The following is a 20,135-nucleotide window of genomic DNA, read 5'->3' as shown; positions in this document are numbered from 1 at the left end:
CGACCAGATCGACGTCATCGAGCTCAACGAGGCCTTCGCCGCGCAGGGCCTGGCGGTGCTGCGCCTGCTGGGCCTCAAGGACGACGATGCGCGCGTCAACATCAACGGCGGCGCGATCGCGCTGGGCCATCCGCTGGGCGCCAGCGGCGCCCGGCTGGCCACCACCGCCATCAACCAGCTGCACAAGCAGGGCGGCCGCTATGCGCTGTGCACCATGTGCATCGGCGTCGGCCAGGGCATCGCGCTGATCCTCGAGCGCGTCTGAAGCTCAAGTCCCGGGCTGCGCGCCACGCCACGCGAGCATGGCGGCGGCCAGGTCCTCGAGCGCGCTGCCGACGGCCTTGAAGACCGTCCGCTCGGCGGCGCAGCGGCGACCCGGCCGCTGCTGCCTGCAGAGTTGCGCCAAGGTGCCCTGGATCGTCTCCAGCGACACTGCGCCGGCCGCGATGGCATCGAGCAGGTCGCCGGCCTTGCTCGGCGCCTCGTCGGTGTCGACGTACACACGGGCGCCGGCGAAGCAGGCCACGTCGGCCTCTTTCATGGCCGGCGTGAAGCTGCCGATCAGGTCCAGGTGCGAGCCCGGCGCCAGCCACTCGCCGCGAAGCAGCGGCGCGGTCGCGAGCGTCGCGCAACAGACGATGTCGGCCTCGCGCACCGCGGCTTCGAGCGCCTCGACCGGTTCGGCGTTCCAGCCGGCCCGGCGCCATTCCTCGGCCAGGGCGCGAGCGCCCTCGGGCCGATGGTTCCAGACCCTGACTTCGGCGATCGGCCGCACGCTCGCATGGGCCGCGGGCAGCAGGCGTGCCACCCGCCCGGTGCCCAGCACCAGCAGCCTCGTGGCGTGCTCGCGGGCGAGAAAGGATGCGCCCAGCGCGGAAGCGGCGGCAGTCCGATGGGCCGTGATCTCATTGCCGTCGAGCAGCGCCAGCGGCACGCCGGTGTGGGCGTCGTAGAGCACATAGGTCGCATGCAGCCCGGGCAGGCCGCGCGCGCCGTTGCCCGGAAAGATGTTGATCGTCTTGATGCCGAGGAAGCCGGCCTCGCTCCAGGCCGGCATGATCAGCACGGTGCCCTGGTCGGCGCCGGCCGAGACCGCATGCACGTGGCGCGGCGGCACCGTCGCGGCGCTCGCGAAAGCCTCGCGCAGGGCCGGCACGAGGGCTTCGAAGCCGAAGTGGCTGCGGGTCTGTTCGGCGTCGAGGATCTTCATCGCGGGCGTTCCAGTGTTGCGCCGACAATGTAGCGCTCGCGCACCCGCTTTTCTGCTCTCGTCTTGAATCTTCCCATCATCACCGACCCGTATTTCTATGCGGTTGCCGTCCCGGCCGTGCTGCTGCTCGGCGTCAGCAAGAGCGGCTTCGGCGCCGGCTTCGGCTCCCTCGCGGTCCCATTCATGGCGCTGGCGGTCACGGTGCCGCAGGCGGCGGCGATCCTGATGCCGGTGCTGCTGCTGATGGACCTACTGGGCCTGGCGGCCTTCCGTCGCGACTTCGACTCTCGGCTGCTGCGCTTCCTGATCCCGTGCGGCCTGCTGGGCACGCTGATCGGCGCCGTTCTCTTCAAGGCGATGCCGGCGCACACGGTGGCGGGCATCGTCGGCATCTTCACGCTGCTGTTCCTGGCCCAGCGCCTGCTGTTCCCGCCGCGACCGGACGATCCGATGCCGTCGAAACTGGGCGGCGCGGTGCTGACCACCCTCAGCGGCTTCACCAGCTTCATCGCCCATGCCGGAGGGCCGCCGGTCAATGCCTACGTGATTCCGCTGCGGCTCACGCCGGTGGCCTACACGGCGACGATGGCCTATTTCTTCTTCGTCGTGAACCTGAGCAAGTGGGTGCCCTATGCCTGGCTGGGGCTGCTCGACTGGCGCAACATGGCGACCTCGCTGCTGCTGCTGCCGATCGCGCCGGTGGGCGTCTGGGTCGGCATTCACATCGCCCGCCGCATCGATCCGGTCTGGTTCTATCGCTTCGTCTACCTCGGCATGCTGCTGACCGGACTGAAGCTCAGCTGGGACGGTTTCCCGGCCTGAGCCGAAGTCTTCGCGGCCGAGAGCATGTAATGCAAAGCTCTACGTTGCCGTGGCTGCGCGCGATGGGCAGAATTTCGGCATGACCGAACCGTCGACCTCGCCCGCCACGCTGCAGGACCAGGAGCTCCAGAGCTTGGCGACCGAGTGGCGGGTGCGCGCGATGCGCGGCGACCAGCTGGCGCACCGCATGGCGCAGGCACTCGAGGCCGAGCAGCGCCGCCGCATCCGCGACTCGGGCCTGCAGATCCTGGCGCCCGCCGCCTCGTGCGCCCCGGCGCCCTGGTGGAAATTCTGGTGAGCTCTGCTACTGGTAGACCTTCTGCAGCAGCCGGATCAGCGTGTCGCGCTCACGCGGCGTGAGTCGGGCGCTGCAGTCGGCCTCGAGCTCCATGACGGTTTGCTCGGCCGCCCGCACCAGCTGCTCGCCGGCCGGCGTCAGGTAGAGGCCGATGGCGCGGCCGTCGTGGGGATGCGGACGCCGCTCGATCAGGCCTCGGCCGTCCATCGCGGCGATCAGGCTCACCAGGTTCGGCGGCAGCATATCCAGCGTGGAGCAAAGCTGGCGCGAGGTCGCTCCCGGGTTGTGCGCGAGCAGCGACAGCACCGAGAAGTCGACCTGCTTGAGCCCGTAGGCCGCCATCCGCTCGGCGAACACCTGGCTGACGACCAGCCAGGCCCGGCGCGCGTTGTAGCCGACGAAGGTTTCGAGCACCCGGGTGTCGAGATGATCGCTGCGCGCCGCTGCTGAGGTGGCAGTCGAGGTGGGTTTGTTTCGAGCAGGGGCCATGGGCGCAAGCGTAACCGCCCGGCGCTGCTCAGGCCAAGGGCTGACGCGTGCCAGCGGCTTCGCAGGCCCGCTTGACGATACCGAGCCGCAGCTCGAACTCCGGCAGCACCCAGCGGCGGAAGGCCGCCTCGGGGGCGCTCCAGCGTGCCTCCTGCGCTGCCGCGCGCCCGATCCGCGCCCAGGCCCAGGCCAGCAGCGCGATCATCACCACCCGCAGGTAGTCGTCGGCCACCTCGTAGGGCAGCACAGGATCGGCGGCCGCTGCCATCGCGAGCGTGGTCGTGAGATAGCGTAGCTGCGCCAGCCGGCGCTGCACGTCGGCATCGATCTCGCGCGCAGCGTCGAGTTCGTCGCGCAGTTCGATCAGCAGCGCCGACATGCCGCTGCCGCCATCGGCCAGCACTTTGCGCACCAGCAGGTCGATCGCCTGGATCTCGTTGGTGCCCTCGTAGATCATCGTGACGCGCGAATCGCGCAGCACCTGCTCGATGCCCCACTCGCGCACGTAGCCGTGGCCGCCGAAGACCTGCAGGCAGTCGCTGGCGCCGTGGAAGGCCTGCTGCGTGCAGGCGGCCTTGAGCACCGGCGTGACCAGTGCGCACCAGCGCTGCGCGCGCTCGCGCGCCTTCGCATCGTCGTCGTGGCGTGCCACGTCGAGCTGGATCGCTGTGCGGTAGGCGATCAGCCGCGCGCCGTCGATCCAGGCCCGCTGGGTGTCGAGGATGCGGCGGATCGCGGGATGCTCGGCCACCAGATCGGCGACCTCGGCCCCGCGGCTGGCCGGCGCCGGGCCCGGCACGCGCATTTGGCGGCGTTCGTGCGCATAGGCCTCGGCCTTCTGCCAGGCGGCATCCAGCAGGCCGATGCCCTGCAGCGCCACATGCAGCCGGGCCGCGTTCATCATCACGAACATCGCCGCCAGCCCGCGGTTCGRCTCGCCGATCAGCCAGCCGATGGCGTCGTCGAAGCGCATCACGCAGGTCGAGCTACCGTGCAGGCCCATCTTCTCCTCGATGCGCTCGCAGTGCACTGCGTTTCGAGCGCCGTCGGGCAGCACTTTCGGCACCAGCACCAGCGACAGGCCCTTGGGTCCGGCCGGCGCGTCGGGCATCCGGCAGAGCACCAAATGCACGATGTTGTCGCTCAGGTCGTGCTCACCGCCCGAGATGAAGATCTTGCCGCCGGCGACGCGGAAGCTGCCGTCGGCCTGCGCCACGGCCCGGGTGCGCACCTGGCCCAGGTCGCTGCCGGCATGAGCTTCGGTCAGGCACATCGTGGCCAGCCATTCGCCAGTGGCGATCTTCGACAGGTAGCGCTGCTTGAGTTCGTCGCTGCCGTGGTGCTTGAGGCACTCGTAGGCGCCGTGCAGCAGGCCCGGCGCCATCGTGAGCCCGTGGTTGGCGGCGCTGAGCCATTCGAAGAGCACCGCCTCCAGCACGGCGGGCAGGCCCTGGCCGCCGTCTTCCGGCGCCGCCGCGAGAGCGGGCCAGCCGCCGTCGACGAAGGCCCGGTAGGCCTCGCGAAAGCCCGGCGGCGTGATGACCTCGCCAGCGACGAAGCGGCAGCCGATCTCGTCACCGGCCCGATTCAACGGCGCGATCACTTCGGCGACGAACTTGCCGGCCTCGTCGAGCACCTGGGACTGCAGCGCCTCGTCGACTTCGGCGAAGGGTGGAAGGGCGCGCAGGCGCGGCGTGGCGCCGAGCACCGTGTTCAACACGAAGCGGACGTCGTCGGGGCGGGGCTGGTAGTTCATCGATGGAAGTTCAAGGTGCGCGGCAGGCGAAGCTGGCGGCGCTTTCGGTATCGCCCCCGGTGTAGACCGCGACGCTCGGGTAGGGGCACAGCGGGCGCGTGCGCCGTGCCGACCAGTTGGCCGGCACTTCGGCGTTGACGCTCGCCGCGCCCGGGCCGCGCGCGCTGGCGACCACGGACTCGGGTGGCTGGCCTTGCTCGACCCAGCCGACCAGCGCGCTCAGCATGTCGAACTGGTCGGTGGCCGGGCCGCCCGAGCAGTGGTTCATGCCCGGCACCGCGAAGTAGCGCGCGAAGGCCGAGGCATCGCCGCCGTTGGCGCCCTGCAGCTGCTCGTACCAGGCGGCGGTGTCGTCGGACGAGAACACCGGATCGCTGGTGCCGTGGTAGACGATCAGCTTGCCGCCGCGGTCGCGCAGCGCAGCCAGGTTCGATGCGTCGGGCGGCGTCATGAAGGCCATTGCCGACTCGCGATAGACACCATCTGTGGCGTCGATCAGCGGCGCGTCCCGGTCCATGTCGAAGCCGAGCGCGAAATCGAGTCCGCCCGGCCGGCTGGCCAGCGGCGGCGACGTGAAGATGAAGCCCGAGGCGCCGGGGTCGCGGGTCTGCGAGCTGCCGAACTTCCATTCGCGCCAGTTGCTGCCGCCGATCCCGGCGTCGTACGGGAAGCTGTTGTAGATCGGCTTGCCGGCGCTGTTGCGAGCGCCGGCGAAGACATTGGCGAGCGCGGTCTTCTGTGGCGCCGTCAGGCATTGGCCGTTTCGCGCGCCGGTGCAGGTCGGCACATCGCGCTGCAGGTCGAAGCGGGTCTTGCAGGCCTTCACATTCGAGACGATGCCGTCGGCGAGGCCGTCGAGCGCATCGCAGCGTGCGAGCACCCGGTCGGACACCAGCTTGAGCTCGGCCGGTGTGAACGCGCTCTGCAGGTCGGGCTGCCCGGCGCTGGTGTTCGTGCTCGCCACCTTGGCGAACTGCTGTGCGCCATAGAGCTGCGCCACGGCGGCGCGCGGCAGGTTGTAGCCGGGGTTGCCCGCCAGGATGCCGTCGTACTGGCCGGGCGAGCGCGCCGCGGCCACCATCGCATGCCGGCCGCCGTTCGAGCAGCCGCCGAAGTACGACCCGTCGGGGCCGCGGCCGTAGGCCTTGGTGATCAGGTTCTTGGCCATCGGGGTGAGCTGCGCGACCGCGTTGTAGCCATAGTCCAGCCGCGCCTGCGGATCGATGCCGAAGGTCGGGCCGAGCGAGCCGGCATGACCGGCATCCGAGCTGATGACCGCGAACCCCATCTGCAGGGCGCTCGTGACCGGTGCGCCGCCGCCGATGCCGCCGACGGCCGGCACGACCACGCCGTCGAGGCCGCCATTGGCCTGGTAGAAGAAGCGGCCGTTCCATTCCACAGGCAGCCGCATCTCGAAGCCGATCGCATAGCGCTTGCCGTCGACCGGGCTGACGCGCTCGCTCATCTGGCCCTGGACCAGGCAGTGGGCCGGTGCCGCCATGCTTGCATTGCCGATTGCGACCGGGCCCGCCGGCACGGACACGACATTGGCATACACCGTGCCCGGCAGCGCTGCCTTGGCGGCCAGGTCGCTGCACGAGAGCAGCGCGCCGGGTCGGGCTGGATCGAGTCGCGGCGTCGATGCATCCGTGCGGCCGGCACCGGCACAGGCCGCGAGCAAGGCGGCGGAAGCCAGTGCCACGGCGCCGAGCGAGAAGTCCCTGGTGTTCATTTTCATGTCGTCTCCTGCCGCTCAGGCCCGGGCCGCGCCCAGGTAGGTATCGATCACCCGCGAGTCGCCCGCCAGCTGGCGTGCTTCGCCTTCGACGCTGACGCTGCCCATCTCGAGCACGTAGCCGTGGTCGGCGACCTCGAGCGCCGCGCGCGCGTTCTGCTCGACCAGCATGATGGTCACGCCGGTCTTGCGCAGCGCGCTCACGGTGCGGAAGATCTCCTGCACCACCAGCGGTGCGAGCCCGAGGCTGGGCTCGTCGAGCATCAGAAGCGTCGGCCGCGACATCAGCGCCCGGCCGACGGCCAGCATCTGGCGTTCGCCGCCCGACAGCGTGCCGGCCAGTTGCAGCCGGCGCTCCTTGAGGCGGGGGAAGAGGGCATAGACCTGCTCGATCTGCTCGCGCCAATCGCGATTGCGCAGCCGCACCTGCCGGAACGCGCCGAGCACCAGGTTGTCTTCCACCGGCATGGTGGCGAACAGCTCGCGCTTCTCGGGCACCAGGGCGATGCCGAGCATCACGCGCTCCTCGAGCGACATGTCGCCGATCGGCCGACCGCGGAATTCGATCGTGCCCTTCGCGGGCAGCACGCCCATCAGCGCGTTGAGCAGGGTCGACTTGCCGGCCCCGTTCGGGCCGATCACGGTCACGACGCTGCCCTCGCCGGCTTGCAGGTCGATGCCGTGCAGCACCTCGGCGCGGCCGTAGCCGGCACGCAGGTCGCGAATGCGCAGAAGCGGTGTTGTCATGTCAATGTTCCGTTCCCAGATAGGCGGCGCGCACCTTCGGGCTCTGCTGCACTTCGGCCGGCGTGCCCTCCATCAGGTGGGTGCCGAATTCCATCACCACGATGTGGTCGCAGATGTCCATCACGAGCCCCATGTCATGCTCGACCAGCAGGATGCTCATGCCCGAGGCGCGCAGGCTGCGCAGCACGTCGGCGAGGGCCTGCTTCTCCTTGTGGCGCAGGCCGGCGGCCGGCTCGTCGAGCAGCAGCAGGGCCGGGTCGGCGCACAAGGCGCGCGCGATCTCCAGCAGGCGCTGCTGGCCCATCGCCAGGTTGCCGGCCAGCTCGTGCAACCACTCGCCCATGCCGACGCGCTGCAGCTGGCGCTCGGCCTCTCGCAGCAGCTCTCGCTCCTCGGCGCGGTCGATGTGCAGCATCGCTGCCAGCGCACCCTTGCGCCCGCGCAGGTGGGCGCCCAGCGCGACGTTCTCGAGCACCGTCATGTCGGGCACCATCTTGACGTGCTGAAAAGTCCGCGAGACGCCGCGCTGGGCGATGGCGCGCGAGGACAGCCCGCCGATCGCCTCGCCGCGGAAGYGCACCTGGCCGCTGCTGAGGCCCAGCACCCCGGTCACGAGATTGAAGGTGGTCGACTTGCCTGCGCCGTTGGGGCCGATCAGGCCGACCACCTGGCCGGCGCGGGTCTGGAAACTGATGTCGTTCACCGCCACGAGGCCACCGAAGGTCTTGCGGATCGCCTGCACGTCGAGCACCACTTCGCCGGCGGCCGGCTTGGCGCGCGCCGGCAGGTCTGGCGCATCGCGCCAGTCGACAGCGCGTTGCGGCCGCGGCAGCCGTCGGTCGATGAAGTCCCACAGGCCGTCGGGCAGGTACTTGAGCACCAGCACGATCAGGATGCCGAAGACGATCAGCTCGTAGCTACCGCTGGTGCCGATCAATTTCGGCAGCAGCACCTGCAACTGGTCTTCGAGCAGCTTGACGATGCCGGCACCAGCGATCGCACCCCACACGTGGGCGGCGCCGCCGAGCACCGCCATGAACAGGTACTCGATGCCCATTTTGAGGCCGAAGGGCGAGGGGTTCACGGTGCGCTGGAAGTGCGCGAAGAGCCAGCCCGACAGCGAGGCGAGCAACGCGGCCAGCACGAAGATGCCGACCTTGAAGCGAAGCGTGTTCACGCCCATCGCCTCGGCCATCTGAGAGCCGCCCGCGAGCGAACGAATGGCCCGGCCGCTGCGCGAGTCCAGCAGCCGGATCACCGCGAAGCAGGCGAGCAGCGCGAAGGTCCAGGTCACCGCGTAGAAGACCCGCTGCTGGCCGACTTCGAGGCCGAAGAGGCGCAGGCCCTTGACGCCCAGGATGCCGTCGTACTTGCCCAGCGCCTCGAGGTTACCCATCAGGTAGTAGAGCGAGAGTGCCCAGGCGATGGTGGCCAGCGGCAGGTAGTGGCCCGACATGCGCAGCGTGATGCCGCCGATGATGGCGGCGCTGAGGCCGGTCAGCGCCAGCCCGATGAACAGCGTGAGCCACGGCGAGAGGCCGAAGTTCACGCTCAGGTAGGCCGTCGTGTAGGCGCCGATGCCGACGAACGCGGCCTGGCCGAAGGAGGTCAGTCCGCCGACGCCGGTGAGAAGCACGAGACCCAGCACCGGCAGCGTGTAGATGCCGATGTAGTTGAGCTGGATGATCCAGAAGTTGGGCAGCGGCAGCAGCGGTAGGGCGGCGAGCAGCGCGACCAGCGCGAGCGGGCCCCAGGTGCGCAGCCGGCTCTTCGCGGGCCGCGCGGTCATGGGCGTGTTCAAGGTGGCGTCCATGTCAATGTTCCTCGTCCGAATGGCCGCTGGCGAGCGAGCGCCACAGCAGGACCGGCAGGATGATCGTGAACACGATCACTTCCTTGAACGAGCTGGCCCAGAACGAGCCGAAGGACTCGATCACGCCGACCGCGAGGGCGCCGAGCAGCGCTGCGGGATAGCTCGCCAGGCCGCCGATGACGCCGGCGACGAAGCCCTTGAGGCCGATCAGGAAGCCGGAGTCGTAGAAGATCGTGGTGGTCGGCCCGATCAGCAGGCCCGACAGCGCGCCGATCAGCGCGGCCATCGCGAAGGTGCGCTGCCCGGCCGCCTGGGTCGAGATGCCCATCAGCCGCGCGCCTAGGCGGTTGACCGCGGTGGCGCGCAGCGCCTTGCCGTACAGCGTGCGCTCGAAATAGAGCCACAGCGCGACGATCAGCGCCGCCGAGGCGATGAAGATGATCAGCGCCTGACCGTTGATGTTGAGCGGTCCGAGGGCGAAGCGGTCGTCCCAGAACGACGGGTTGCGAAAGCCCTCGGCGCCGAAGAACAGCAGGCCCAGACCGGTCATCGCGAAGTGCACGCCGACCGAGACGATCAGCAGCACCAGCGAACTGGCGCCGGCGAGCGACTGGTAGGCCACCCGATAGACCAGCGGGCCGTAGGCCGTGACGATGCACAGGGTCAGCAGCGCCTGCACCATCAGCGGCAGGTGGCGCGGCGCGGCCCAGGCGGAGACGGCGCAGACCGCGGCCGGTACGACGAAGGTGCGTGCCGCGGCCATCAGCGCGGGCGCCGCGCGGCCGCGATGGCGCCAGGTGGTGGCCAGTTCCATCAAGGCCGCGACGCCCGCGAGGATCAGCAGCAGCCAGACCGTTCCGGGAACCTGGCCGGTCTGGAAGATCGCCAGCGTGAGGGCCCCATAGGCGACGAACTCGCCCTGGGGAATGAAGATGACGCGGGTGACCGTGAACACGAGCACGATGCCCATGCCCAGCAGTGCATAGATCGCCCCGTTCGTGAGTCCGTCCAGCGTCAGGATGCTGGCGATAGAGATATCCATGAGGGCGTCGCGGCGCGCGTCTCCGTTTTCGGGGCGAGTTACTGCTCTTCGACCTTGAACTGGCCGTTGACGACTCTCAGCATCACGCCGGTCTCGTTGGTGTAGCCCCAGTGGTTCTGCGGCGTCCACTCGAGCACGCCGTGCGCGAGCACAGTGCGGCCCATCGTCTCCATCGCGTCGCGCAGCGCCGCGCGGAACTCGGGGGTCCCGGGCTTGCCCTTCTTGAGCGCGATCGGCACCGCCTTCTCGAGCACGGTGAGCGCATCGGCGCCGTGGCCGGCGAACTGGTTGCGCGAGCCGGGTCCGTAGGTCTTCTCGTACTGCTGCACGAACGCCACCGCGGCCTTCTTCGACGGGTGGGTCTCGGGCAGTTGCTCGGCGACCGTGGCCGGGCCCGAGACGACGAAGGTGCCTTCGGCATCCTTGCCCGCCGTGCGCATCAGGTCCTGCGTGGCGGCGGCGTGCGTCTGGTAGACCTTGCCCTTGAAGCCGCGCTCCATCACCGCCTTCTGCGGCATGCCCGCCCCGCTGCCGGAGGCGACGATCAGAATAGCGTCGGGGTTGGCCGAGGTGAGCTTGAGCACCTGGGCGGTGACGCTGGTATCGGCCCGGCCGAAGCGCTCGGTGGCGACGATCTTCATGCCGTTCTTCTCGGCCTCGGCGGTGAGCGCCTTGAGCCACAGTTCGCCGTAGGCGTCGGTGTAGCCCAGGAAGCCGATGGTCTTGACCTTCTGCGCCTTCATGTGCTGGACCACGGCATAGGCCATGACGTCGTTCGACTGGGGCAGCCGAAAGGTCCACTTGTCCTTGCCGGGAGGCAGGCCGGCCGGCGAGGCGGCGAGCTGCACCGTGCCCGATTCGGCGGCCACGTCGGCCATCGGGATCGCGACCGGGGTCGCCGCCGAGCCGATGATGACGTCGACCTTGTCCTCGGTCACCAGGCGCTGGGTGTCCTTGACGCCGGTGGTCGGATCGGTGGCATCGTCCAGCACCACGACCTTGAGGTTCTCGCCCGCGATGGTCTTCGGCCACAGCGCGATCTGGTTCTTGACCGGGATGCCGAGGCCGGAAGCCGGCCCGGTGAGCGGCAGCACGACGCCGACGGTGAGGTCGGCATGGGCGGCGCCGAAGAGACCGAGCGCCAGAGCGGCGGCGAGCAGGGTTGGTTTGGTCTTCATGGGAACTTGTCTCCAGGTGGGGCGAACGGGAACAGGGGCGGGGGGCTCAGCGCGGCGCCATGCGCAAGGCGCCGTCGAGGCGGATCACCTCGCCGTTGAGGTGGCCGTTGGTGACGATGTGGCAGGCCAGCGCGGCGAACTCCGAGGGATCGCCGAGGCGCGGCGGGAACGGGATCGAGGCCGCCAGCGACTGCTGGATCGGCTCCGGCAGCGTTTTCAGCAGCGGCGTTGCGAACAGGCCCGGCGCGATGGTGCAGACTCGGATGCCGTGCTGCGCGAGGTCGCGCGCCATCGGCAGCGTCATGCCCACCAGGCCACCCTTCGAGGCGCTGTAGGCCTGCTGGCCGACCTGGCCGTCGAAGGCCGCGACCGAGGCGGTGAACATCATCACGCCGCGCTCGCCGCCGTCCAGCGGGGCCAGTGCGGCGCAGCGCGCAGCGTAGAGGCGGCTGATGTTGTATGCACCGACCAGGTTGACGTTGACCACGCGCACGAAGTCCTCGAGCGGCGCTGCGCTGCCGTCCTTGCCGACGATCCGCTTGGCGCTGCCGATGCCGGCGACGTTCATGAGGATGCGGGCCGGGCCGTGCGCGGCCTCGGCCTTGTCGAGCGCGGCGGCGACGCTGTCGGTGTTGGTGATGTCGCAGACGCAGGCGACGCCGCCGATCTCGGCCGCGACCTTCTCGGCCAATTGCGAATTGACGTCGAGCACCGCGACCTTGGCGCCGAGGCGCGCGAGCTCGCGTGCGGTGGCTTCGCCGAGGCCGGATGCGCCGCCGGTCACGAGTGCGGCTTGTCCCTGGATGTTCATGGCATGTCTCCTTGTGGTCTGACGGTCTATCGGGGCTTGACGGTGAAGGGCAGCGTTTCGGCATGCAGGGCTTCGACCAGAGCGGCGCGGTGCTTGAGCACGGCGCGCTGGTTGATCGAACCCTTGTCGGTCACTTCGCCCTTGTCGATCGAAGGCGGCTCGGACACCAGGTGGGCCCGCGCGATGCGGTTGGCGCTGCCGGTGCTGGCGGCCGAGAGAGTGTCGAGCAGCTGCTGGAGCCAGGCCTGCGCCGGGGCGCTCTCGACCACCTGCTGCAGCGGCGCATCGGCGGCCAGGCCGGCCAGCGTGCGGATCGCCGGGGTCGGGAAGATCAGCGCGCCGACTTCCTTCAGGTTGATGCCGGTCAGCACCGCGTCCTGCACGTGCGGCGCACCGGCAGTGATGATCTTCGCGCGCAGCGGGCCGACGCTCACGAAGGTGCCGGTGGCGAGCTTGAAGTCTTCGGCGATGCGGCCGTCGAAGCGCAGGCCGCGGTGGATGTCCTCCTCGTCGATCCACTTGACGGCGTCGCCGGTGCACAGGAAGCCCTCTTCGTCGAAGGCTTCACGGGTCGCTTCGGGTGCGCGCCAGTAGCCCGGCGTGATGTTCGGGCCGCGATAGCGCACTTCGACCTTGCCGTCGACCTCGACCAGCTTGAGCGTCATGCCCGGCGTCGGCACGCCGACGTCGCCGGCGCGGACGTCGGGGCTGTTGATGAACATCGCCGAAGGGCCCGATTCGGTCATGCCGAGGCCGGTCGCCATCACGATGCGTTCGCCGATCTCGGCTTCCTGGATCTCGTGCAGCAGGTCCCACACCGGCTGCGCGAGCGCGGCGCCGGAATAGAAGAACATGCGCACCCGCGACAGCAGGGTCTTGCGCAGTTGGGCGTCGGCCTGCATCGCGTGCGCGATCGCCTCGAAACCGGTCGGCACGTTGAAGTAGACGGTGGGCGCGATCTCGCGCAGGTTGCGCAGGGTTTCCGCCATGCCGGCCGGCGTCGGCTTGCCGTCGTCGATGTAGAGCGTGCCGCCGTGGTAGATCGTGATGCCGACGTTGTGGTTGCTGCCGAAGGTGTGGTTCCACGGCAGCCAGTCGACCAGCACCGGGGGCTCCTCGGCCAGCGAGGGCATTGACTGCGCGATCTGCACCTGGTTGGCGCACCACATGCGCTGCGTGTTGATGACCGCCTTGGGCATCTTGGTCGAGCCCGAGGTGAACAGGAACTTGGTGATCGTGTCGGGCCCCGTGGCCTGCATGGCCGCATCGACCGCATGGGTGGCGGGCGTGGCGAGCAGGCTGTCGAAGGAGGTGATGGCGCGGCTTGCGAGATCGGGCGACGGTGTTCCCTTGTCCTCCGCACCGCCGTGGCCGCGCTGCAGCACGACCTCGACATCGGCCGGCACGACCGCGGCGATGGCCCGGCCGAAGCGCGAGGCGTCGCTCGCGAACACCAGGCCGGGCGTGAGCGTCTCGACGATGTGGCGCAGTTTCTCGTAGTCCTGGCTGACGGTCGAGTAGGCCGGCGACGCCGGGCAGTAGGGAATGCCGGCGTAGATGCATGCGAGGGCCAGCTTCGCGTGCTCCAGGCTGTTCTCGCTGAGGATCATGACCGGCCGTTCGGCGTCGAGGCCGCGGTTCAGCAGGGCCTGGCCGATGCGGCGCGCATCCTGCAGCGCCTGCGCATAGCTCAGGTGCTTCCAGTCGCCGGTGCTGCCGTCGGCCAGCTGCTCGCGCCGCGCCATGAAGCTGCGGTCGGGGGCCGCTTCCGCCCAGTGCATCAGGCGGTCGGTGATGCGCTCGGCATAGTCCTTGAGCGGCTCGGCGGCTTCGATGTAGCGCACGCCTGCCGCGCCTTCGCGCACGCTCACGCGGCGCACGCCGAAGGTCACGGGACGGTAGCGCGGCGTGAGGGCAGTGGGGCGATGGGCTTGCATGGGATCCTTGGGTTCTGTCTCAGTTCTTCTGAACCTTGGCGGCCTTGCCCTCGAGGAAGGCGCGCACGCGTTCCTTGGCCTCGGGCGCGCTCTGCGCGATGCCGGCCATCAGCGCTTCGGTGAAGAAGCCATGGTCGGCCGGCTGCTCGGCGATGCGCGGCAGCGCGTGCATCAGCGCGTAGTTGGTCAGCGGGGCATTGGTCGCGACGCGCCTGGCCAGTTCGATTGCCTTGTCGAAGGCGCTTCCTTCGGCCACCAGGTACTGCGCGAAGCCGGCGCGCTCGCCGTCCTCGGCGTTGTAGACCCGGCCGGTCATCATCATGTCGGTCATGCGGGCGGCGCCGATCAGCTTGGGGATGCGCACCGAGCCGCCGCCGCCGACGAAGATGCCGCGCGAGCCCTCGGGCAGCGCATAGAAGGTGGTGCTGTCGGCCACCCGGATGTGGCAGGCGCTGGCCAGTTCGAGCCCGCCGCCGACCACCGCGCCGTGCAGCGCCGCGATCACCGGCACCGGGCCGTATTGCACGAGGTCGAGCGCTGCGTGCCACATGCGCGAATGCTGCAGCCCCTGGCCGGCGTCGCGCTCCTGGAGCTCCGACAGGTCGAGGCCGGCGCAGAAGTGCGGGCCTTCGCCGTCGATCACCGCGGCACGCACCGAGGAGGGCAGTTTTTCGAAGGCGTCGCGCAGTGCCAGGATCAGCGCGTCGGACAGCGCATTGCGCTTGGCGCCCCGGGTGAGGCGAATGACGGCGATGTCGTCCTGGAGTTCGAGGTGGAGGTCGGGGTGGGTCATGATTGCATTCCGGAGTACGATCGATTATGGTTATGAAAAATAACCAATTCAAGCCGCATGATGGTGTGCGGCCCTAGGACTTACCCTAACTTTTGGAGACAGGCCATGGATCATCAGAACCTCATCGCGATCGACACCCATACGCACGCCGAGGTGAGCTGCTGGAACCCCTTCGACAACTATGGCGAGGAGTACGACCGCGCCGCCGACAAGTATTTCAAGTCGGTCCGTCGCCCGACCATCCAGGAAAGCATCGACTACTACCGCGAGCGCAAGATCGGCCTGGTGATGTTCATGGTCGATGCCGAGTCGAACATGGGCCGGCGCCGGATTCCCAACGAGGAGATCGCCGAGGCCGCGCAGAAGAACTCCGACATCATGATCGCCTTCGCCAGCATCGATCCGCACAAGGGCAAGATGGGCGCGCGGGAGGCCCGCCGGCTAATCGAGGAACACGGCGTCAAGGGCTTCAAGTTCCATCCCACGGTGCAGGGCTACCACCCCTACGACAAGATGGCCTGGTCAATCTACGAGGTGATCGCCGAGCATGGCCTGCCGGCCGTGTTCCATACCGGCCACAGCGGCATCGGCTCGGGCATGCGCTGCGGCGGCGGCCTGCGGCTGGAGTACAGCAACCCGATGCACCTCGACGACGTCGCGATCGACTTCCCCGACATGCAGATCGTCATGGCGCACCCGAGCTTCCCGTGGCAGGACGAGGCGCTCAGCGTCGCGACCCACAAGCCCAACGTCTGGATCGACCTCTCGGGCTGGAGCCCGAAGTACTTCCCGAAGCAACTGGTGCAGTACGCCAACACATTGCTGAAGGACCGCGTGCTGTTCGCCAGCGACTACCCGCTGATCACGCCCGACCGCTGGCTCAAGGACTTCGAGGATGCCGGCTTCAAACCCGAGGTGATGCCGGGGATCCTCAAGGGCAATGCAGTGCGGCTGCTGAAGCTCGACCAGTAGCTTCGGGCGGGCTCACGACCGTTCGTCCTCGGTCCGCTCGCGGTCCCAGGCGCCGCTGTTGCGCTGCCGCCGCTCCTCGCGCTCGCGCGCCATCTGCTCCTGGAACTGCTGGCGGCCCTTCTTCGCCACCGCGATCAGCTTGGCGCGGTCGCCCTTGTAGTGCGGGTAGGTCTCGTGCATCAGCTCGATGTTGCGGCGCCGGAAGCGCATCGCATTCTCGCGCGCCTCGTGCGCCGGCCAGCCGATCGCCTCGAGGACCGAACGGGCGCTGCGCAGCGAGGATTCGAACATCTCCCGCTCGACGAATTCGACCTGGCGGTCGAGCAGCTGGTAGAGGTGGTTGACGTTGCGCGCCCGCACCACCAGCTTGGCCTGCGGGAAGTGCTTCTGCGCCAGGTCGACGATCTGCAGCGATTGCTCCATGTCATCGACCGCGATCACCAGCACCTCGGCGCTGCCGGCGCCGGCGGTGCGCAGCAGGTCCAGCCGCGTGGCGTCGCCGTAGAACACCGGGATGCCGAATTCGCGCAGCGCCTCGATGGTGTCCGGGTCGTGGTCCAGCACCGTGATGCGGACGCTCTGCGCGCTCAGCATCCGCCCGATGATCTGGCCGTAGCGCCCGAAACCGCAGATCACCACCTTGGCGTCCTGCTGCTCCGAGATCTCTTCCAGGGTCCCTGGCGTGTGGGCGCTGTAGCGCGGCAGCACCCACCTGTCGATCGCCACCAGCAGCAGCGGCGAGACCAGCATCGACAGCGCCACGGCGGCGATCAGGAAGGAGGCCACGCCGTGCGGCAGCACGTCGGGCCCGGCGGCCTGGAAGACCACGAAGGCGAACTCGCCGCCCTGCGCCAGCAGCAGCGTGAATACCGGCCGCTGCTGGTAGGGCACCGCCATGGCCTTGGCCAGGGCGTAGATGACGACGAACTTGACCGYCAGGAAGGAAACCACCACCAGCGCCATCAGTGCGGGATGCTCGAGCAGCACGCCGAAATCAATGCTCATGCCGACCGCGATGAAAAACAGGCCCAGCAGCAGGCCCTTGAAGGGCTCGATGTCGGTCTCGAGTTCGCGCCGATATTCGCTTTCCGCCAGCAGCACGCCGGCCAGGAAGGCGCCGAGCGCCATCGACAGGCCGATGAACTGCATCAGCGCCGCGATCGCGACCACCAGCAGCAGCGAGGTGGCTGTGAAGATCTCGGGCGTGTTGCTGCGCGCGATCCAGCGCAGCAGCGGCCGCAGGGCCAGCCGGCCGCCGACCACGATGGCGGCGACCACGCCGACGATCTTCAGGCCCTCGAGCGTGCGGTCCCATCCGGTCAGGTCGGGTCCGGTGTCGGGGCCGACCGCCAGCAGCGGCAGCAGCGCCAGGATCGGAATCGCCGCCACGTCCTGGAACAGCAGGATCGAGAAGCCGGCCTGGCCGCTTGGCGTCAGCAGCAGGTTGCGCTCGGCGAACACCTGCAGCGCGATCGCGGTCGACGACAGGGCCAGCCCGAGCGCTGCCACCAGCGACACGCGCCAGTCGGCGCCCGCCGCGTAGCCGACCGCGAACAGCACCGCGGCGCAGCCCAGCACCTGGGCCGAGCCCCAGCCGAAGATCGGCCGCCGCAGGCTCCAGAGTCGCTTGGGCTCGAGCTCGAGGCCGACCAGAAAWAGCATCAGCACGACGCCGAACWCGGCGAAATGCAGGATGTCCTCGACGTTGGTGACCAGGCCCAGGCCCCAGGGCCCGATGGCGATGCCGGCCACCAGATAGCCGATGATGGCGCCCAGCCCGAGCGCCTTCGACAGCGGCACCACGAGCACCGCGGCGCCCAGATAGATCAGCGAGTTGACCAGCCAGCCTGGTAGGTGTTCCATGCTCAGGCTTCCTCGTGGCTGGCCGGCCGGTCTGTCTCGGGCACCGGGCAGCTGACGCAGACGTCCAACTCCTCGAGCTCGGGCCAGTCGGGGTAGCTCTGGAGCCGCTCCTTGAAGATTTCGACGTGCGCGCTCAGCGCGGCCGTCGTGGCGCTGCGGGCGCCGTGGAACAGCAGCGGCGGCAGGAAGCGCATGCCGCACAGCGCCGCCGTCTGCTCGTAGGGCGGCAGGAAGGCGTCGAAGAAATAGCGGTTGTAGCTTTGGGGGTGGTAGCTGCTCTCGGGTCCGCCGGTGGTCGCGACCAGCCAGCAGTCCTTGCCTTCCAGCGCCCGGCCGCCGGTGCCGTAGGCCCAGCCGTAGTCGAGCACTTCGTCGATCCAGAGCTTCTGTAGTGCCGGCATCGAATACCACTGGATCGGATGCAGCAGCACCAGCAGGTCGGCGCGGGTCAGGCGGGCCTGCTCGGCCCTGACGTCGATCGCGTAGTCGGGGTAGGTGTCGTAGAGGTCGTTGACGTCGACGCCCGGCGTGGCCTGCGCGGCTTTCAGCAGCCGGAGGTTGACGTGCGATTCGCGCCAATGCGGATGAGCGGCGATCACGTAGATGCGCGCCGGACTGTTGTTGTTGGGTGGGGTCGACATGGCGCGAACATTAGCGCACTCCGCAGGCGGCTACTATGACGCTTTTGTTCAGCCTGTCGGAGTCTTGAATGCCGGTAGTCCTGGTCRCCAATCCCAAGGGCGGCGTCGGAAAATCCACGCTCGCCACCAACATCGCGGGCTATTACGCCAGCCGCGGATACCCGGTGCTGCTGGGCGACATCGATCGCCAGCAGTCGTCGCGGCTCTGGCTCGGGCTGCGGCCGCCGCAGGCGCGAACGATCCTCAGCTGGGAGGCGACCGAGGACGGCAGCGTGGTGAAGCCGCCACGCGGCACCACACATGCGGTCATCGACACCCCGGCCGGGCTGCACGGATCGCGCTTCAAGGAGGCGCTGGCGTTGGCCGAAATGGTGCTGGTGCCCCTGCAGCCGAGCATCTTCGACATCTACGCGACCCGCGATTTCCTCGACAAGCTGCTCGCCAACCGCCATGCCGGCAAGACCCGGATCGCGCTGGTGGGCATGCGCGTGGACGCCCGCACGCTGGCCGCGGACCGGCTGCGCGAGTTCGTCTCCGGCCTCGACGTCCCGGTGTTGGGCGAATTGCGCGACACCCAGATCTACGTCCAGCTGGCGGCCCGTGGGCTGACGCTGTTCGACATTGCGCTCGGCCGGGTGCAGCGCGACTTGGAGCAGTGGCAGCCGATCATCGATTGGCTGGAAGCCTGAGAGGCCCCCACGCTCGTCACTTCGTGTACTTGCTGCCCCCCGAGGGGGCGCGGACCCCCTTGGGGCGGCCCGGCGTCGGTCTGAGCCCGTGTTTACCCCGAGCCGCAATGTCCCGGCGTGGACAGGAGCGGTGCCGGGGCGCCGCTAAAGTGAAGCGATGAAAAAGACCTTCCAGACTCTTCAGGATCTTGCCGCGTGCGTCGGCCAGGAAGTCGCCGTGAGCGACTGGATCACCATCACCCAGGCGCAGGTTGACCAGTTCGCCGAGGCGACCGGCGATCACCAATGGATCCATGTGGACGTCGAGCGCGCCAAATCCGGGCCTTTCGGCGGCCCGATCGCCCATGGCTTCCTGACCCTGTCGCTGCTGCCGCGCCTCTATGAAGCGGCCTTCGAAGTGGTCGAATCGCGCATGGGCGTGAACTACGGCCTGAACCGCGTGCGTTTCATGGCGCCGGTGCCGGTCGGCGGCCGGGTCCGCGGTCGCATGAAGCTGCTGAGCTCGGAGCCGATCGCCAACGACGGACTGCAGATGACCTGGGAAACGACCATCGAGCTCGAAGGTTCGCCGAAGCCGGCCTGCGTCGCTGAGTCGGTCGTCCGCCGGTACAAGTAGCTCACGCGAAGCCGTTCTGCCGCCAGGCTTCGAACACCGTCACCGCAACCGCGTTCGACAGGTTGAGGCTGCGCTGGCCCTCGCGCATCGGCAGCCGCAGCCGCTGCGGCGCGGCCAAGCTCTCGCGCAGTTCCGGTGCCAGGCCGCGGGTCTCCGAACCGAACACCAGCCAGTCGCCGGGGCGGAAGGCGACGTCGTGCACCCGTCGGGTGCCGCGCGTGGTCAGGGCGAACATCCGGTCGGCCGGCGGCTTTTGGCTATCGAGCAGTGACTGCCAATTGGCGTGGCGCAAGAGCGTGGCGTACTCGTGGTAGTCCAGCCCGGCGCGACGCAGCAGGCGGTCATCCATCGAAAAACCCAGCGGTTCGACCAGGTGCAGGGTGCAGCCGGTGTTGGCGGCCAGCCGGATCACGTTGCCGGTGTTGGGCGGGATCTCGGGCTCAACCAGGACGATATGGAACATGCCGCGATTGTCGGTCGCGCGCCAAAGTGCGGCCTAGTCGTGACCTAGTACAATATCCTCTAAATATCTTTCATTGATATCGGATGTGAGGTAGTCTCGGGTGCATGAGTCGAGGACGACAAGCGCAGGCGATCAAGTTGTCGCGAGAAGATCGCAAGACTCTTGAACTATTGACCCGTCGAGGCACCGCCGAGCAGCGCCAAGTGGTTCGAGCGCAGATCGCGTTGATGTGCCACGCAGGGGCGTCGACGACGGCGATC

Annotated in this window: 19 protein-coding genes and 1 pseudogene; 6 read left to right on the top strand and 14 right to left on the bottom strand. The window is 68.8% G+C overall.

Annotated elements, in window-relative coordinates:
- Positions 1-265: pseudogene (locus AC1DY5_RS11150) on the top strand (3-oxoadipyl-CoA thiolase); the annotation flags it as partial.
- 3 nt (positions 266-268) lie between these two features.
- On the opposite strand, the gene lhpI reads toward AC1DY5_RS11150, so the two are convergent.
- Complete coding sequence (gene lhpI, locus AC1DY5_RS11145) at positions 269-1,210, bottom strand: bifunctional Delta(1)-pyrroline-2-carboxylate/Delta(1)-piperideine-2-carboxylate reductase (RefSeq protein ID WP_478111345.1); 942 nt, start codon at positions 1,208-1,210, stop codon at positions 269-271.
- A gap of 63 nt (positions 1,211-1,273) precedes the next feature.
- Between lhpI and AC1DY5_RS11140 the strand changes: the two genes are divergently transcribed.
- Both AC1DY5_RS11140 and AC1DY5_RS11135 read left to right on the top strand, forming a co-directional pair.
- Positions 1,274-2,032, top strand: a complete 759-nt coding sequence (locus tag AC1DY5_RS11140) for a sulfite exporter TauE/SafE family protein (RefSeq protein WP_478111344.1) — start codon at positions 1,274-1,276, stop codon at positions 2,030-2,032.
- A gap of 79 nt (positions 2,033-2,111) precedes the next feature.
- On the top strand, positions 2,112-2,330 hold the full coding sequence (locus AC1DY5_RS11135; RefSeq protein ID WP_478111343.1) for a hypothetical protein: 219 nt from the start codon (positions 2,112-2,114) through the stop codon (positions 2,328-2,330).
- A 6-nt stretch (positions 2,331-2,336) separates the two neighbouring features.
- On the opposite strand, the gene AC1DY5_RS11130 is transcribed toward AC1DY5_RS11135, so the two are convergent.
- The 10 genes from AC1DY5_RS11130 to AC1DY5_RS11085 are packed head-to-tail and all read right to left on the bottom strand — an operon-like array spanning position 2,337 to position 14,631.
- The gene (locus AC1DY5_RS11130; protein ID WP_478111342.1) at positions 2,337-2,819 is read right to left on the bottom strand and encodes a MarR family winged helix-turn-helix transcriptional regulator; all 483 of its coding nucleotides are present in this window, start codon (positions 2,817-2,819) and stop codon (positions 2,337-2,339) included.
- Positions 2,820-2,847: 28 nt separating this feature from the next.
- Positions 2,848-4,575 carry an acyl-CoA dehydrogenase family protein gene (locus AC1DY5_RS11125; RefSeq protein ID WP_478111341.1) on the bottom strand — a complete coding sequence of 576 codons (1,728 nt, stop codon included), beginning with the start codon at positions 4,573-4,575 and terminating at the stop codon, positions 2,848-2,850.
- Positions 4,576-4,585: 10 nt separating this feature from the next.
- The gene (locus tag AC1DY5_RS11120) at positions 4,586-6,313 is read right to left on the bottom strand and encodes a tannase/feruloyl esterase family alpha/beta hydrolase (RefSeq protein WP_478111340.1); all 1,728 of its coding nucleotides are present in this window, start codon (positions 6,311-6,313) and stop codon (positions 4,586-4,588) included.
- A gap of 15 nt (positions 6,314-6,328) precedes the next feature.
- The gene (locus AC1DY5_RS11115) at positions 6,329-7,057 is read right to left on the bottom strand and encodes an ABC transporter ATP-binding protein (RefSeq protein WP_478111339.1); all 729 of its coding nucleotides are present in this window, start codon (positions 7,055-7,057) and stop codon (positions 6,329-6,331) included.
- A 1-nt stretch (position 7,058) separates the two neighbouring features.
- Positions 7,059-8,846 (bottom strand): branched-chain amino acid ABC transporter ATP-binding protein/permease, encoded by a 1,788-nt coding sequence (locus tag AC1DY5_RS11110; protein WP_478111346.1) that lies wholly within the window; start codon positions 8,844-8,846, stop codon positions 7,059-7,061.
- Positions 8,847-8,871: 25 nt separating this feature from the next.
- Positions 8,872-9,912 carry a branched-chain amino acid ABC transporter permease gene (locus AC1DY5_RS11105; RefSeq protein WP_478111338.1) on the bottom strand — a complete coding sequence of 347 codons (1,041 nt, stop codon included), beginning with the start codon at positions 9,910-9,912 and terminating at the stop codon, positions 8,872-8,874.
- Positions 9,913-9,950: 38 nt separating this feature from the next.
- Complete coding sequence (locus AC1DY5_RS11100; RefSeq protein ID WP_478111337.1) at positions 9,951-11,090, bottom strand: ABC transporter substrate-binding protein; 1,140 nt, start codon at positions 11,088-11,090, stop codon at positions 9,951-9,953.
- 46 nt (positions 11,091-11,136) lie between these two features.
- Complete coding sequence (locus AC1DY5_RS11095) at positions 11,137-11,901, bottom strand: SDR family NAD(P)-dependent oxidoreductase (RefSeq protein ID WP_478111336.1); 765 nt, start codon at positions 11,899-11,901, stop codon at positions 11,137-11,139.
- A 26-nt stretch (positions 11,902-11,927) separates the two neighbouring features.
- Positions 11,928-13,838 (bottom strand): feruloyl-CoA synthase, encoded by a 1,911-nt coding sequence (locus AC1DY5_RS11090; RefSeq protein WP_478111335.1) that lies wholly within the window; start codon positions 13,836-13,838, stop codon positions 11,928-11,930.
- Between the two features lie 19 nt (positions 13,839-13,857).
- The gene (locus AC1DY5_RS11085) at positions 13,858-14,631 is read right to left on the bottom strand and encodes a crotonase/enoyl-CoA hydratase family protein (protein ID WP_478111334.1); all 774 of its coding nucleotides are present in this window, start codon (positions 14,629-14,631) and stop codon (positions 13,858-13,860) included.
- A gap of 105 nt (positions 14,632-14,736) precedes the next feature.
- On the opposite strand from AC1DY5_RS11085, the gene AC1DY5_RS11080 reads away from it, so the two are divergent.
- Complete coding sequence (locus AC1DY5_RS11080; protein ID WP_478111333.1) at positions 14,737-15,603, top strand: amidohydrolase family protein; 867 nt, start codon at positions 14,737-14,739, stop codon at positions 15,601-15,603.
- Positions 15,604-15,615: 12 nt separating this feature from the next.
- Here AC1DY5_RS11080 and kefC read toward each other — a convergent pair whose 3' ends face one another.
- Positions 15,616-17,466, bottom strand: coding sequence for a glutathione-regulated potassium-efflux system protein KefC (gene kefC, locus AC1DY5_RS11075; protein ID WP_478111332.1), 1,851 nt, complete (start codon positions 17,464-17,466; stop codon positions 15,616-15,618).
- A 2-nt stretch (positions 17,467-17,468) separates the two neighbouring features.
- Entirely contained in the window at positions 17,469-18,107 is a 639-nt protein-coding gene (kefF, locus tag AC1DY5_RS11070; protein ID WP_478111331.1) for a glutathione-regulated potassium-efflux system oxidoreductase KefF, read from the bottom strand.
- Between the two features lie 68 nt (positions 18,108-18,175).
- Here kefF and AC1DY5_RS11065 point away from each other — a divergent pair, with 68 nt between their 5' ends.
- Both AC1DY5_RS11065 and AC1DY5_RS11060 read left to right on the top strand, forming a co-directional pair.
- On the top strand, positions 18,176-18,796 hold the full coding sequence (locus AC1DY5_RS11065; RefSeq protein WP_478111330.1) for a ParA family protein: 621 nt from the start codon (positions 18,176-18,178) through the stop codon (positions 18,794-18,796).
- A 157-nt stretch (positions 18,797-18,953) separates the two neighbouring features.
- Positions 18,954-19,412 carry a MaoC family dehydratase gene (locus AC1DY5_RS11060; protein ID WP_478111329.1) on the top strand — a complete coding sequence of 153 codons (459 nt, stop codon included), beginning with the start codon at positions 18,954-18,956 and terminating at the stop codon, positions 19,410-19,412.
- Between the two features lies 1 nt (position 19,413).
- Here AC1DY5_RS11060 and AC1DY5_RS11055 read toward each other — a convergent pair whose 3' ends face one another.
- The gene (locus AC1DY5_RS11055; protein WP_478111328.1) at positions 19,414-19,875 is read right to left on the bottom strand and encodes a tRNA (cytidine(34)-2'-O)-methyltransferase; all 462 of its coding nucleotides are present in this window, start codon (positions 19,873-19,875) and stop codon (positions 19,414-19,416) included.
- Positions 19,876-20,135 lie beyond the last annotated feature (260 nt).

Source organism: Variovorax sp. P4_D9 (assembly GCF_056401695.1).
This window is presented reverse-complemented; position numbering and strand designations above follow the sequence as displayed.